Below are 16,303 nucleotides of genomic sequence, written 5' to 3' on the forward strand. Positions count from 1 at the left end.
TATTAAAAAAATAATGGTTATTTAGAGAACTTTACAAAAAGTTAACACTAGCTAAATAAAACAGACGCATTCAAAGCAGAATGCGTCCTTTAACTGTTATTTTATTGTAAAATATTCTTTACTGCTTCAACAGATTGAGCAGATTCATCAAGTAATTGCTTTTCTTCATCAGTTAAGTCTAACTCGATGATTTTTTCAATACCATTAGCACCTAATACAGTTGGTACACCTAAATAGATGTCTTGATAACCATATTCACCTTCTAAATAAGCAATTGAAGGTAATACTCTCTTTTGATCTTTCAATATTGCTTCTGTCATTTCAATTAAAGCTGCTCCTGGTGCATAGTATGCCGAACCATTACCAAGTAAATTAACGATTTCAGCTCCACCTTTTCTTGTTCTATCAACAATTTCAGCAATTTTTTCTTCAGATAATAACTTTTCTAAAGGTACGCCACCAGCTGCTGAGTATCTAATAAGTGGAACCATTGTATCTCCATGACCACCTAATACAAATCCTGTTACATCTTTAACAGAAAGGTCTAATGCTTCAGCAACAAATGTTCTAAATCTAGCAGTATCTAATACGCCAGATTGACCAATTACACGCTCTTTCGGTAATCCTGATTCTTTATACACTGTATAAGTCATAGCGTCTACAGGGTTTGTTAAGACTAAGATAACGCAATTAGGTGAGTATTTAACAATTTCTTTCGTTACAGATTTCATAACATTTTGATTCGTTTGTACTAAATCATCACGTGACATTCCAGGTTTTCTTGCAATACCCGCTGTAATAATGACGACATCTGAATCTTTTGTATCTTCATAATTAGCAGTACCCGTTACTTTTGAATCAAAGCCTAATACCGGTGCGCTTTCTGCAATATCTAACGCTTTCCCTTTTGTTGGGTTTTCAGATTGAGGCATATCAACAAGTACAATATCACCTAACTCTTTTTGAGCTGCTATAAATGCAGCCGTAGCGCCAGTAAATCCTGCTCCAATGATTGAAATTTTCTTTCTTGCCATATTGTTCATCTCCTTATAATAAAAGGAAGGTTAATAAATAACCTTCCTCAAATAACATCCTATTATGGTAAATTTTTAATTAATTCATCAGCGAATTCTGAAGATTTAACTTCAGTTGCGCCATCCATTAAACGAGCAAAGTCATATGTTACTACTTTAGAAGCAATTGTAGCTTCAACAGATTGTGTTACTTTGTCAGCAGCTTCTTGCCAACCCAGGTGTTCTAACATTAATACACCACTTAATAATACTGATGAAGGGTTAACTTTATCTAAACCAGCATATTTAGGAGCTGTACCGTGTGTCGCTTCGAAAATTGCATGTCCTGTTTCATAGTTAATGTTTGCACCAGGTGCAATACCAATACCACCAACTTGAGCTGCTAATGCATCTGAAATATAGTCACCGTTTAAGTTCATTGTAGCTACTACATCAAATTCAGCAGGACGTGTTAAAATTTGTTGTAAGAAGATATCAGCGATAGAGTCTTTAATAATTAATTTACCTTCAGCCTCTGCATCTGATTGTGCTTTATTAGCAGCATCTTTACCTTCTTCTTCAACAATTTTATCATATTGTTGCCAAGTGAATACGCGATCTCCGAATTCACGTTCAGCTAAATCGTAACCCCATTTTTTGAATGCACCTTCAGTGAATTTCATGATGTTACCTTTATGAACTAATGTAACATTTCTACGATTATTATCAAACGCATAGTTAATTGCTGCTCTTACTAATCTTTCAGTACCTTCTTTAGAAACTGGTTTAATACCGATACCTGAAGTTTCAGGGAATCTGATATTTTTAGCACCCATTTCATTTTGTAAGAAGTCTATAACTTTTTTAGCTTCATCTGAACCTTCTTGGAATTCAATACCAGCATAAATATCTTCAGTATTTTCACGGAAAATAACCATATCTGTATCTTCAGGACGTTTAACTGGTGAAGGAACACCTTTAAACCAACGTACTGGACGTAGACAAGTGAATAAATCTAACTCTTGACGTAAAGCAACGTTTAATGAACGAATACCGCCACCAATTGGTGTAGTTAATGGACCTTTAATTGCTATTAAATATTCTTTAATCGTTTCTAAAGTTTCATTTGGTAACCATTCACCAGTTTCATCGAATGCTTTTTGACCTGCTAATACTTCTTTCCATTCGATTTGTTTTTCGCCATTGTATGCTTTTTCTACAGCTGCATCTAATACTCTACTTGCTGCATTCCAGATATCTGGTCCGATTCCATCACCGATAATAAATGGGATGATTGGATTATTTGGAACATTTAAAACGCCTTGATTTGTTGTAATTTTTTCTGCTGTCATTATATGATTCCTCCATCTAAATTTGTTAGTTATATTATATTAATTAAATTAACGGTTTTCAATTGGTTCATATTTACGATCACGTTCACCAGTATATTCAGCTCTTGGTCTCATAATTCTATTTGTTCTGTATTGTTCAAGAATATGAGCTGTCCAACCTGACATACGGCTAATTGCGAAAATTGGTGTGAATAAATCGTGATCAATACCCATGCTGTGATATACAGTTGCACTGTAGAAGTCAACGTTAGGTAATAATCCTTTTTCTTCTTTCATAATTTCAGCAATTCTTAAAGAAATTTCAAACAGTTCTTTTTGACCTGTTTCGTCTGTAATACGACGACTCATTTCTTTTAAGTACTTCGCTCTCGGATCACCATTTTTATATACTCTGTGTCCGAAGCCCATAATTTTTTCTTTGTTTGCGATTTTATCTTTAATGTAATCATCTGTTTTGTCGACAGTACCAATTTCAGTTAACATTTTCATAACTTGTTCGTTAGCACCACCATGTAATGGGCCTTTCAATGCGCCAGCTGCTGCTGTCACACCTGAATACATATCAGATAAAGTCGAAACTGTTACACGTGCTGTAAATGTTGAAGCATTAAATTCATGGTCAGCGTGTAAAATTAACGCTTTGTTAAAACCTTCTACCTCAACATCAGTTGGAACTTCACCTCTTAACATATATAGGAAGTTTGCTGCATATGTTAAATCTTTTTTAGGTTTTACAACTTCTTTACCTTGTCTTACGCGAGAGAATGCTGCTACTAAAGATGCAACTTTCGCTTGAATTCTAATTGCACGTTCATAGTTCATTTCTTCATCAAATTTTTCAGCGTCTGGATCGAAATGTGCTAAATATGATAATGAAGTACGTAATCCAGTCATTGGATGAACTTTATCAGTCGCATAATCTTCGAAATGTGTATACATTCTAGGGTTTAAAGTCATATATCCTAGTAGTTTCTCATTTAGTTCTGCTAATTCCTCTTTGTTTGGTAATCTTAAATTCCATAGTAAAAACATGACTTCTTCAAATAAAGCATTTTCAGTTAGATCATCTATTTCATAACCTGCATAAGTTAATTGATTATCTATGATTGAACTAATTTGAGTTTCAGAAGCAATGATGCCCTCTAACCCTTTTGCTACTTGTGCCATAATAATATCCCCCTTACTAAATAATTGCCCATATATGTAATGGCTTTCATCTATCATTATATATAATTTCTTACGATTTGTGAATGCGAAGGACTTTTAAACTTTAAATTCTTTAGTAATTTTAGATGAATAAAAATAAACAGTTGTAATTTTATATTTTTTATAATATTGCTATAGTAAATAAAATATATCTCAAAAACGTGAACACATAAGGATTTACGAGTTAGTAATACCCTATCATTTTAATCAGAATAGGTCATTTCATCGTTCATCCATTCATTTTTATTATTATATATGATAAAAATAATAAATCATGATAACAGGTATCAAACAGTTGTTAAACATTCATTTTTTAATTGCTATTTTCTTACAGTAAGCGCATAATAATAACATAAAAGTTTGTATATGAAAGAGGGATAAAGTTTATATGGCTAACAATTTACAAAGGGAATTAAGCAATAGGCATGTACAACTTATTGCGATAGGTGGTGCTATAGGTACAGGCTTATTCTTAGGTGCTGGCGAAACAATCAGTTCAGCAGGCCCTTCAATACTGCTGACCTATATTATTATTGGTTTAATTTTATTTCTGTTTATGAGAGCTCTAGGGGAAATATTACTCTCAAACACAGATTTTCATTCTTTTGCAGATGTCACGCATACATATATCGGACCATTCGCAGGATATATAACAGGATGGACTTACTGGTTCTGTTGGATTGTCACTGGTATGGCTGAAGTAACTGCAGTAGCAAAATACATAAGTTTTTGGTTTCCTGACATACCAACATGGATTACAGCATTATTTACAATACTCATATTAATGACAATGAATTTAATGACTGCTAAACTATTTGGTGAATTAGAGTTCTGGTTCTCTATTATTAAAATTACAACGATCGTAGCATTAATCGTTGTCGGTATTATCATGATCGTAATGGCATATGAAACACCATACGGTACAGCTTCATTAACACATATTTGGGACCATGATGGTATTTTCCCAAATGGTATGAATGGTTTCTTCTTATCATTCCAAATGGCAGCTTTCTCATTTGTAGGTATTGAATTAATCGGTGTTACTGCTGGTGAAACGAAAGATCCACATAAGACAATACCAAGAGCGATTAACAGTGTACCAATTAGAATTATGCTTTTCTATGTAGGTTCACTTATTATCATCATGTCTATTACACCTTGGGACAAAATCGACCCTGCCGAAAGTCCATTCGTAAAATTATTTGGACTGATTGGTATTCCAATCGCAGCAGCAATTATTAACTTTGTTGTTTTAACAGCTGCAGCATCATCTTGTAATAGTGGTATTTTCTCAAATAGTAGAATGCTTTATGGTTTATCACAAAATGGACAAGCAAACAAAAGTTTCGGTCAAACAAACAAAACTGGTGTCCCTTATAAAGCAACACTATTTAGTTGTTTCTTATTAATGATTTCAGTACTTTTAAACTACGTGATTAAAGATGCTGGTGAAGTATTTAAATATGTAACATCTGTATCAACCGTACTTTTCTTAGTAGTATGGTCATTAATTGTTGTTGCTTATATTAGATATCGTAAAATATCACCAGAATTAAACAAAGCATCTAATTTCAAACTTCCTGGTGGTGTTCCGGTAGCATGGATTACATTAATATTCTTTATTTTCGTATTCGTGTTATTAATGACAAATAAAGTCACATTAATCGCTATATTAATTACACCAATTTGGTTTATTATTTTGACAATCATGTACTTTAATCAAAAACGTAAAGTATTTAAATAAAGTAAATAAAAACATCTCATTTACTAAATAAATCAGTAAATGAGATGTTTTTTTGACCCTTTTTAGTTTACTTATTTATATATTATAACGACCCCAGTATTTACACCTTTGGACTAAACTACTTATAACAGTATATGCGCATTCATAAATAAAAAAGAGACTGGGATATGATATCCTAGTCTCTTTTTTATTTATTATAATACGTTAGCATATCCTTCGAACACTTTGTGTTGTTTTGGATCTAATGTAATTAATGTACCATCTGCTATTTTTTCGCGAGCGCCTTCAACACCAACGATTGTTGCAACGCCTAAGTTAAGACCTACAACTGCTGCGTGTGAAGTTAATCCGCCTTCTTCTGTTACAATTCCTTTAGCATTTTCTAAATATGGAACCATATCAGCATCTGTTGATTGTGTAACAACGATTGATTCACTTAAATCTTTACCTTTTAAGTCGTCAGCAGTATTTGCCACTACAGCTTTACCTACTGTTGAATGATGACCGATTCCTTGACCTTTAGCCAATTCATCACCTACTAAATGAATCTTCATTAAGTTAGTTGTACCTGTTTCACCTGTTGGTACACCTGCAGTAATAATGATTAAATCACCATTATCAACTAAACCTGTGTTAACAGCTGTTGAAACAGCATTATTTAATAATTCATCAGTTGTTTGTTTACCTTTTTTCACAACTGGTAATACGCCCCATACTAATGTCATATGACGAGCAGTTGTTTCATTAGGTGTTACGGCAATAATGTGTGAATGTGGTCTATATTTAGAGATTGTTTGAGCTGTAGCACCACTTTCAGTTGCTGCAACGATTGATTCTACATTTAAGTTTAAAGCTGTATGAGCAACTGATACACCGATTGCATTTACTAAATTCGTATCGATCATTTTTGAACGATCAGATAACAATTTTTTGTAATCTTGAGCATCTTCAGCAGCTACTGCGATATTTTGCATTGTACGCACTGCTTCTTCTGGATATAATCCTGCTGCAGTTTCACCAGATAACATTACTGCATCAGTACCATCGTAAATTGCGTTCGCTACGTCACTTGCTTCTGCTCTTGTACAACGTGGGTTTCTTTGCATTGAATCTAACATTTGTGTTGCTGTAATAACTGGTTTACCTAATTTATTACATTTTTGGATTAATTGTTTTTGTACCATTGGAACTGCTTCTGGTAAAATTTCAACACCCATATCACCACGAGCAACCATTAAACCATCTGATACTTGAAGAATTTCATCGATATTTTCAATACCTTCTTCATTTTCAATTTTAGGAATAATTTTAATAACGTTATTTTCTTTTTCTTCTAAAATTGCACGAATATCTAATACATCTGATGGACGTCTTACGAAACTAGCTGCAATAAAGTCTACACCTTGTTCGATACCGAAGCGGATATCACTAGCGTCTTTATCAGTAATACCAGGAAGGTTTACTTTAACACCTGGTAAGTTAACACCTTTTTTATTTTTTAATTCGCCAGTATTTTCTACTGCACAGTGAACTTCACCTTTAGCGATATCTACTGATTTAACTGTAAGTTCAATTAAACCATCATCAAGTAAAATTGTTGATCCGACTTCTACATCTTCAGCTAATTTTTCGTAGGTAACTGAGAACGCTTCAGGCGTACCTTCTACTTCAGTTGTTTTAACTGTTACTTCACTACCTTTAGTAAGTTCAATTAAACCATCTTTCATATTATGTGTTCTAATTTCAGGACCTTTAGTATCTAATAAGATACCAATATTTTTATTTAATTTAGAACTTACTTTTCTAATTGTATCTATACGACCTTTATGTTCTTCATGACTTCCATGTGAAAAGTTTAATCTAGCAACATTCATGCCTGCAAGCATTAATTTTTCTAACATTTCTTCTGATTCTGATGCTGGACCTATCGTACATACAATTTTTGTCTTTCTCATATTAAAATGACCTCCGTAGTTTTTCTTTTTTTATATAGATAATTGATGTGCTAAATTATACATTTTCTTGTCGATGTTATGTTCTGCTTGGAATATTTCATCAAAATGAGTACATGTAAGTTCATTTTGTTGAATTCCAACTGCTTTAGCACTATCACCTTGCATAAGCAATTCAACTGCATAGCCGCCTAAACGAGAAGCAAGTACTCTATCCATTCCAGTAGGTGTACCGCCTCTTTGGATGTGGCCTAAACATGAAACTCTTGTATCAATGTTAATAAATTTCTTCAATTCTTCCCCACATTGATGACCTGTCATGACACCTTCAGCACAAATAATGATAGAATGTTTTTTCCCTCTATCCATACCATGTTGAATTTTTTCAGCGATTTCTTCAATGTCTGATTTAACTTCTGGAATTAAAATTGTTTCCGCTCCAGCTGCTAATCCTGACCATAGCGCTAAATCACCAGCGTCTCTTCCCATTACTTCAATAATAAAAGTACGTTCATGACTTGATGCTGTATCTCTTATTTTATCGACAGCATCAATGATTGTGTTAAGTGCTGTATCAAAACCAATTGTAAAGTCTGTACCATTAATATCGTTATCGATTGTACCGGGTACACCGATTGTTTTAAGATTTTTAGCTTCTTCGCTTAATCTTTGTGCACCTCTATAACTTCCATCTCCACCGATAACAACTAATCCTTCTATACCTCTTTTTTCAAGGTTTTCAATTGCTTTCGCACGCACTTCTTTTTCTTTAAATTCTGGACATCTAGCAGAATAAAGGAATGTACCACCTCTTTGAATCATGTCCCCAACTGAACCTAATTCAAGTTTTTTGATATTATCATTTATTAAGCCTAAGTAACCTTGGTATACACCATAAACTTCAATATCATGATAAATAGCTTTACGAACAACTGCACGAATTGCTGCGTTCATCCCTGGTGAATCTCCACCGCTCGTTAAAACCGCAATTTTTTTCATAAATATACAGACCTCTCTTGTTATATGATTGTTAATTTAAAAATAACACAAATATTGGCTTGATTCCATTAAAACTACTGTTATTTAAATATGTAAACGTCTTCTTAAAAAAAGATTCCAACTTTTGTAATTTTTCAAAAGTTGGAATCGCTTAATTTTAATTCAATTATGCACATATACATAAATTTATGAAATGAAATTATATCAGTATAAATGATTGCTTGTCATTTTAAATATCCTAATCGATATAACTCCCTATATTACGATACTTATTAAAACGATCTTCAACTAAACTTTCTGCATTTAATGTTCTTAAGTCTGAAAGATGTTTTTCAATTGATGTCTTTATAAGTGAAGCTTGTGATTCTAGATGTTTATGAGCACCACCAAATGGTTCTTTAACAACTTCATCTACAACATCTAAATCAAATAAGTCAGGTGCTGTAATTTTCATTGTTTCAGCTGCCATTTGAGCAAGCCCAGAATCTTTCCATAACAATGCTGCTGCACCTTCTGGAGAAATAACTGAATAAGTACTATTTTCTAACATAAGTAGACGATTGGTTACGCCTAATCCAAGTGCGCCACCACTTCCGCCTTCACCAATAACTATAGAAATAACAGGTACTGTTAAAGATGCCATTTCGACTAAGTTTTTAGCAATAGATTCACTCTGTCCACGTTCTTCTGCAGCTTTACCAGGATATGCACCTTTCGTATCAATGAACGTAATAATCGGTCTATTAAACTTCTCAGCCTGCTTCATTAAACGCAATGCTTTACGATATCCCTCTGGATGTGCCATCCCAAAGTTTCTAAAAATATTATCTTTAGTGTCTTTACCTCTTTGGTGCCCTATAACTGTCACTGGTAACCCATTAAAGTAAGCCAATCCACCTATTAAAGCTGGGTCATCACGGAAAGTTCGATCACCGTGAAGTTCGATAAAATCATCAAATATGTAAGGGATATAATCTAAAGTTGTAGGTCTTTCTTGTAATCTCGCAACTTGTACTCTATCCCAAGGCTTTAAATTATTATAAATGTGTTCAGTTTCTTTTGTTAAAGTGGCTTCCAACATTTCTATTTCATCTGTTAAGTCTACACCATGTTTTTCTTGATAAGATTGTAGAGATGCTATTTTTTCTTTAATTTCTACTAAAGGTTTTTCAAATTCAAGCATTGTCTTTCACCTCGTTATGATGCATCTTGAGCACAGTACTTAAAGTTTTATACATATCTTTTCGATGTACAACTTTATCTAATTGGCCATGTTCTAATAAAAATTCCGCCGTTTGGAAATCGTCAGGTAGTTTTTCACTAATCGTTTGTTCAATGATTCTTCTACCAGCAAATCCAATCAAAGCTTTCGGTTCTGCAAAGTTTAAATCACCTACAGAAGCAAAGCTCGCTGAAACACCGCCAGTTGTAGGGTGTGTCATATATGAAATGAATAGTAAGCCTTTATCACTATGACGTTTAATGGATACACTTGTCTTTGCCATTTGCATTAGTGAGATGATTCCTTCTTGCATTCTTGCACCACCACTCGCTGTGAACAATACAAATGGTAAATTATGATCTGCACAATAATCTACAATTCTACAAATTTTCTCTCCAACTACTGCACCCATACTTCCCATTCTAAATCTTGAATCCATAACACAGATACCATAAGGAATACCGTCAATTGACGTTACACCTGTAACGACTGCATCATTTAAACCAGTGCTTTTTCTATCTTTTTCTAATTTTTCTTCATATCCAGGAAATTCTAATGGGTTTGAAGCAGTCATACCGACATCAAACTCTTTAAATGCATCTTCATCACTCACAGCTCTAATTCTATCGTGAGCAGTTAATGCAATATGATGATCACAGTTAAAACAGACATTTAAGTTTTGTACGAGCTCTTTTGTATACATGATTTTTTTACATTTAGGGCATTTTGTCATGATACCTTCAGGCACGTCATTATCTTTACTGTTTTGAACAGTTACATATTTCTTCTTTTTCTGGCTTCGATTGAACAAGTCTTTAAACATGTCACTATCCCCCTGATTTTATTTACAATTGTCTCTTTCAAATCTATCACTATATTGAGAGAGTAGCTTCCAAATCATATACATAATTTGATTATTATTATTTGAAACAAGTTCTTCTTTTGAATTTGTTTCAATGTTATTGTGTTCTTCACAGAAATTTTCAATCATCCATTTTAATTCATTAATTTCATCTAGCTGTGATTCATTATGAATTAAGAACCTTCCGATTAAATCAAAAAGTTGGTGTTGGTACATATCACTTAAGAAAGTACCTTCACCTCTTCTAGTATGTATCACCCCTAAAAGTTCTAATGCTCTTAGGGCTTCTCTGATACTTGAACGTCCAACATTTAACGTTTCACTTAAAAATCTTTCGGAAGGCAGTTTTTCACCCACTTGAATATTTTTTTCAACAATAATTGACTGAATTTGTTCGACAATCTTGATTAATCCTTTTTGCTTTTCTTTATCCAACGTGAGTCTCCTTCCAAAATTATGACAAGTCTGCTAATTCATATGTTCTACGTTCTATTTCATCAACATCAACTTCAATACGTGCTACACCTGATTCCATACCAGCTTTTGCTACAGCTTTCGCTACGTATGGTGCAACTCTTGGATCGAATGGTCCAGGAATGACATAATCAGCATTTAATTCATCCTCTGAAACAAGATTAGCAATTGCTTCTACTGCTGCTTGTTTCATTTCTTCATTTATATGAGTTGCACGAATATCTAATGCACCTCTAAATATACCAGGAAATGCTAATACATTATTAATTTGGTTAGGGAAATCAGAACGTCCTGTACCAATTACTTTAGCACCCGCTTCTTTCGCTACATCCGGCATGATTTCAGGAACTGGATTAGCCATAGCAAAGATAATTGGGTCTTCAGCCATTGTTTCAACTAATTCTTTCGTTAATGCGCCTTCAACAGATACACCTACGAATACATCCGCATCTTTAATAACATCTGATAACTGACCTTCTGTTTTGTCTTTGTTTGTCCATTTTGCAACAAAGTCTTTAGTAGGATTCATACCATAAGGACGGTCTTCATAAATCGCACCTCTAGAATCACACATAATCATATTTCTTACACCATAACTGTATAATAATTTAATAATTGCAATACCAGCTGCACCTGCACCATTTAAAACAACTTTTATATCGGATAATTTTCTGTCAGTAATTTTCAATGCATTGATCAAACCAGCAACAGTTACGATAGCCGTACCATGCTGATCATCATGAAAAACAGGTATTTTAGTTTCTTTTTTAAGACGTTCTTCAATTTCAAAGCATCGAGGTGCTGAAATATCTTCTAAGTTAACGCCACCGTAGTTCGGTTCTAATAATTTAACAGTATTCACAATTTCATCAACGTCTGTTGTATTTAGTGCGATTGGCACACCATCTACACCAGCAAAGCTTTTGAATAAAACTGCTTTCCCTTCCATAACAGGAATACTTGCTTCAGGACCAATATCACCTAAACCTAATACAGCTGTTCCATCTGTAATTACAGCTACTGCATTTGATTTCATTGTATAGTCATATACTTTTCTTACGTCTTCATGTATATCTTTACACGGTTCTGCGACACCTGGAGAATAAGCAAGACTTAATTCCTCTTTATTAGTAACTTTAACTTTGGCATAAACGCCTAATTTACCTTGTTTTTCTTTATGCATATATAGTGCATCATCTCTTAATGACAAAATAATCATCCCTTCATTGTATGTATCTATCCCTTTATTATACATTAAATTTCTATAATTAAATTAAAAAATTCTTCATAGTGGTCAGACCACCATGAAGAATACTATATCATAAATTATTTAATTAATAAAGACTATAAAAGGCGTACATTCTCATAACCTATATTATGAATAAATTCTTCAAAATTACCATGATTTAAGTTTAAATAGCCCAGCATTTTTGAACTATAATCTTCATCATTAAAATACGTTACTTTAATATGATGATCATAGTCTTTTGTTATCCACTCTGCTAAATCTTCTACATTTCTTACGACAACTTCTTTTGTCGTATTAAATTTATATTGTTTAAATGCTTCTAATGTATCTATTTGATTAATAATAATTTGTGTCTTACCGTTTCTTTTTTCGAATTTGCCATTGATAATTACTGGGACATTGATGATATCAGTTGTTTCAATTTGTTTATATGCATCAGGGAATATAACTCCTTCAACTTCATTTAACCCATCTATTAAATTGACGAAAGCCATATTTTGACCTTTTTTAGTTCTAATTTTCCTTAATGATGCAATCATTACGAGCATCGGCACTTTATTATGGTCTAATCTTAATGGATAAATCGATAAATATTGATGTTGATTGAATAATGAAATGATAGGATGTTCAGTTGCATAGAACCCTAAGTATTCTTTTTCATATTCGCTTTTCATAATGTTAGGCATTTCTTCAACTTCTTTAAATTCTTTCTTTACGTTCAAACCTAATTCTTTCAATAAATTATTAGAATCTCCGACAGACTCACTACTTTCATAAACATCGTCAATAGACTGTAACATTGTCGCTCTAGTGTGACCAAAATCATCTAAAGCACCAGCATATATAAGTGCTTGTATCATTTTTTTACTTTTAGCTTTAGTCGGTAATCGATGTACGAGATCAAACATATCTTTATATGTTCCATTTGCTTTTCTTTCATCAACGATCACTTTTACACTTTGATAACCAACACTTTTAATTGCACCAAGTGACGTATATATACCTTTTGTAGTTGCTTTATAGAACCATTCACTATGATTAATGGACGGTGGATATATTTTCACACCAATTCTTTTAAGTTCCGTCACCATTTGTTCTGTCTTAACTTCATTACCAACTACATTAGAAAGAATCGCAGCATAAAAGTATGTCGGATAATGCACTTTCAAATAAGTCATGATATATGCAATTTTACTATATGCTACAGCATGTGCTTTAGGATAACCATAGTCTGCAAACTTAAGTATTAAATCAAATATTTTTACAGCTGTTGATTCCTCGTAACCTCTTTCTAAGCTACCATTCACAAAATGTTTTCTTTCATTTTCTAACACTGCTCTATTTTTCTTACTCATCGCACGTCTCAAAATATCCGCTTCACCGTATGAGAATCCTGCGAACTTACTCGCAATCTGCATAATCTGTTCTTGATATATAATAACGCCATATGTTGATTTCAATATCTCTTTTAAGTCTGGATGTAAATATTCTATCTCTGCATTTTGTCTACGTCTTTTAATATATGTTGGTATTTCTTCCATTGGACCAGGTCTATATAGAGATGTAACTGCTACAATATCGAGAAAATGGTCAGGCTTTAACCTCTTTAATACACTTCTAACACCTTGAGATTCAAGTTGGAAAATACCTGTTGTTTCACCTTTAGACAATAGTTGAAAGACTTTAGGATCATCAAAAGGAATTTTTTCAATATCTACAATTTGATTTTCTTGATATTTTACTTGATTGACGACTTGTTGAATAATCGATAAATTTCTTAAACCAAGAAAGTCAATTTTTAATAAACCGATCTTTTCAGTTTCTGTCATAGTCCATTGCGTTAAGACACCTGTATCACCCATCATTGTGGGTACAAATTGGTGTAATGACTGATCATTAATAATGATACCTGCTGCATGGGTCGATGTATGTCTCGGTAAACCTTCTAATTGTTTACTTAGTTGAAACCATTTTTCATGTAAATGATTCTGACTAACAAATTGTTTAAATGCATCGTCTTCAAATGCTTCGTCTAACGTAATACCTAATTTATGCGGTATTAATTTTGAGATGTAATTGAGTGTAGCATCATCAAACTGCAATATTCTACCTACATCTCTTGCAACTGCTCTAGCTTGAAGATGTCCATAAGTTACAATCCCAGCAACACGATTATCACCATATTTTTCTTGAACATATTGAATCACTTTATCGCGCTTAGTATCTTGAAAGTCGATATCAATATCTGGCATCGTCACACGTTCAGGGTTTAAAAATCTTTCAAATAACAAATCAAATTCAATCGGATCAATAGTTGTAATATTTAAAATAAAACTAACAAGGGACCCACCAGATGAACCACGTCCTGGTCCAACTAATACATTTTGATCTTTCGCATAATTGATTAAGTCACTAACGATAAGGAAATAATCTGAATAACCCATTTTTACAATAATATCGTATTCGTATTTAAGACGTTTTTCATATACGTCATTAAATTGTGGATACTTAGATTTATTCCTCATTAATAATTCCCAAAGATATTCATCACTTGATTGATCATCAGGCGTTTTATATTTTGGTAATAAATCTTGATGGTACGCAATTTCGACCTGACATTTTTGAGCTATTTCATCCGTATTTTGTATGTACGCTTCAGCTATATTCATTTGAGATATGTCTTCATGAGTTAAAAAATGATGATTTAGGTTTTGTTGAAAATCACTCATCGTTAATTTTTCATTATTTTTAATCGCGTGAAGTGCAATTAAACTATCGCCATCGTCTTCATTCAAATAAAGCGCAGACTTCATAAAAACTTTCTTATGATCCATATCTATCATAGAATCATGTGAAATATATTTATCATTGTCATCAATATTTATAGCTTGAAATAAATAATAGTTGGCTTCATTAATTTGTTTGCCAATGATTATAAGACCTTCTGAATATGCATTTACCCATTCTATTGGTGCTGAAAATCGTTCTTTAATGGAGATAGCAGATGATAACTTAATTAAATTATGGTAGCCCGTTTTATTTTTAGCTAAGACCACACATTCAACTTGATTGAGTTGGTCATCTAAATAAATGGTTAATCCGAAAATTGGTTTTATATCTTCTTTTATACATGCATCATAAAATTGTAAAGCACCGTGCAGAACATTTAAATCTGTAAGAGCAAGCGCTTGATAATTTTCATTTTTAGCTTTTTGTACAACATCTTGGATTCTGATACTTGAATTGAGCAAATCATATGATGAATGAATATTTAAATGACTTACCATGCGCTCACCTCCTATATTTCAGATTTAATATCTGCTGCTAATGCATCAAACTCATCCCAACTATAAACAGATGCACCTGAGGCATTTGGATGTCCTCCACCGTTATATTTAGCTGCGATATGATTAATTTTTATCCCTTTTGAACGTATTCTACATCTTATTTCTTTACCTTCATCAACAGCAAACACCCATGCTTTTAATCCTTTAATATCAGAAACGGTATTCACGAATAAAGAAGCTTCATTAGGTTGCAAGTTGAATTGTTCAAGTATATCTTTCGTAATTTTAATTGAACAGAATCCTTCACCATCATATTTGAAATTCTGAAGAATATATCCTTGGAAGTGAAGTAAAGCTGGGTCTCTTTCACTCAATTGGTTAAGTAATTTAGTACGTTCGAATTCTTTCGTCATTAACTCTGCTGCAACTTCCATTGTATGTGTAGACGTATTATCAAATAAGAATCTACCCGTGTCACCAACGATGCCTAAATATAAGACTCTACTTGCTTTCTCACTTACATTTGAACCATTTAAATTCCATGATTTATTTAAATCAAAGATAATTTCACTTGTAGATGATGCTTCTGTATTTACAAAATTAATATCACCATATGAATCTACTGGTGGATGATGATCGATCTTAATTAATTCGTCACCAGTATTATAGCGACTATCATCAATACGTGGTGCGTTTGCAGTATCACAAACGATCACAAGCGAGCCATTATATGTGTCATCTGCAATTTCATCCAAATCTCCAATAAATGTTAGCGTCGGTTCAGGTTGTCCAACTGCATATATATGCTTTTCAGGAAAAGCCTCTTGTAATATATATTTCAAACCTAATTGAGATCCATATGCATCTGGATCTGGTCTAACATGCCTATGTATGATAATTGTTTCATATTGCTTTATTTTATTTAATATTTCTTCCATTGTTA

At 33.0% G+C, this 16,303-nt stretch carries 12 protein-coding genes; 1 reads left to right on the plus strand and 11 read right to left on the minus strand.

All coding sequences use genetic code 11. The features are described 5' to 3' along the window. Positions 1-101: 101 nt before the first annotated feature. From mdh to LQ694_RS01315, 3 genes are all read right to left on the minus strand, one after another. Positions 102-1,034: a malate dehydrogenase gene (gene mdh, locus LQ694_RS01305; protein WP_179296652.1), complete on the minus strand. Its 933-nt coding sequence runs from the start codon at positions 1,032-1,034 to the stop codon at positions 102-104. A 62-nt stretch (positions 1,035-1,096) separates the two neighbouring features. Continuing rightward, on the minus strand, positions 1,097-2,365 hold the full coding sequence (gene icd, locus LQ694_RS01310) for an NADP-dependent isocitrate dehydrogenase (RefSeq protein WP_048539609.1): 1,269 nt from the start codon (positions 2,363-2,365) through the stop codon (positions 1,097-1,099). 48 nt (positions 2,366-2,413) lie between these two features. Next, positions 2,414-3,532: a citrate synthase gene (locus tag LQ694_RS01315; RefSeq protein ID WP_048539608.1), complete on the minus strand. Its 1,119-nt coding sequence runs from the start codon at positions 3,530-3,532 to the stop codon at positions 2,414-2,416. A gap of 427 nt (positions 3,533-3,959) precedes the next feature. Here LQ694_RS01315 and LQ694_RS01320 point away from each other — a divergent pair, with 427 nt between their 5' ends. Beyond that, positions 3,960-5,315 (plus strand): amino acid permease, encoded by a 1,356-nt coding sequence (locus LQ694_RS01320; RefSeq protein ID WP_048539607.1) that lies wholly within the window; start codon positions 3,960-3,962, stop codon positions 5,313-5,315. Between the two features lie 194 nt (positions 5,316-5,509). On the opposite strand, the gene pyk is transcribed toward LQ694_RS01320, so the two are convergent. From pyk to LQ694_RS01360, 8 genes are all read right to left on the minus strand, one after another. Beyond that, positions 5,510-7,270 (minus strand): pyruvate kinase, encoded by a 1,761-nt coding sequence (gene pyk, locus LQ694_RS01325; RefSeq protein WP_218697412.1) that lies wholly within the window; start codon positions 7,268-7,270, stop codon positions 5,510-5,512. Positions 7,271-7,300: 30 nt separating this feature from the next. Then, complete coding sequence (gene pfkA, locus LQ694_RS01330) at positions 7,301-8,266, minus strand: 6-phosphofructokinase (protein WP_037588500.1); 966 nt, start codon at positions 8,264-8,266, stop codon at positions 7,301-7,303. Between the two features lie 238 nt (positions 8,267-8,504). Beyond that, positions 8,505-9,449, minus strand: a complete 945-nt coding sequence (locus LQ694_RS01335; RefSeq protein WP_096791825.1) for an acetyl-CoA carboxylase carboxyltransferase subunit alpha — start codon at positions 9,447-9,449, stop codon at positions 8,505-8,507. Further along, a complete protein-coding gene (accD, locus tag LQ694_RS01340) occupies positions 9,442-10,311 on the minus strand; it encodes an acetyl-CoA carboxylase, carboxyltransferase subunit beta (RefSeq protein ID WP_025904314.1) in 870 nt (289 codons plus the stop codon). The genes LQ694_RS01335 and accD overlap by 8 nt, the downstream gene beginning before the upstream one ends. Positions 10,312-10,329: 18 nt before the next feature. Next, on the minus strand, positions 10,330-10,785 hold the full coding sequence (locus LQ694_RS01345; RefSeq protein WP_025904315.1) for a FadR/GntR family transcriptional regulator: 456 nt from the start codon (positions 10,783-10,785) through the stop codon (positions 10,330-10,332). Between the two features lie 19 nt (positions 10,786-10,804). Next, complete coding sequence (ystJ, locus tag LQ694_RS01350; RefSeq protein WP_048539603.1) at positions 10,805-12,034, minus strand: NADP-dependent malic enzyme; 1,230 nt, start codon at positions 12,032-12,034, stop codon at positions 10,805-10,807. 134 nt (positions 12,035-12,168) lie between these two features. After that, positions 12,169-15,360: a DNA polymerase III subunit alpha gene (locus LQ694_RS01355; RefSeq protein ID WP_096791824.1), complete on the minus strand. Its 3,192-nt coding sequence runs from the start codon at positions 15,358-15,360 to the stop codon at positions 12,169-12,171. Between the two features lie 11 nt (positions 15,361-15,371). Further along, positions 15,372-16,298 carry a DHH family phosphoesterase gene (locus LQ694_RS01360; protein ID WP_218697410.1) on the minus strand — a complete coding sequence of 309 codons (927 nt, stop codon included), beginning with the start codon at positions 16,296-16,298 and terminating at the stop codon, positions 15,372-15,374. Positions 16,299-16,303: the final 5 nt, after the last annotated feature.

Origin of the sequence: Mammaliicoccus sp. P-M58, from assembly GCF_022386165.1 — a bacterium.
Lineage (GTDB): Bacteria > Bacillota > Bacilli > Staphylococcales > Staphylococcaceae > Mammaliicoccus > Mammaliicoccus sciuri.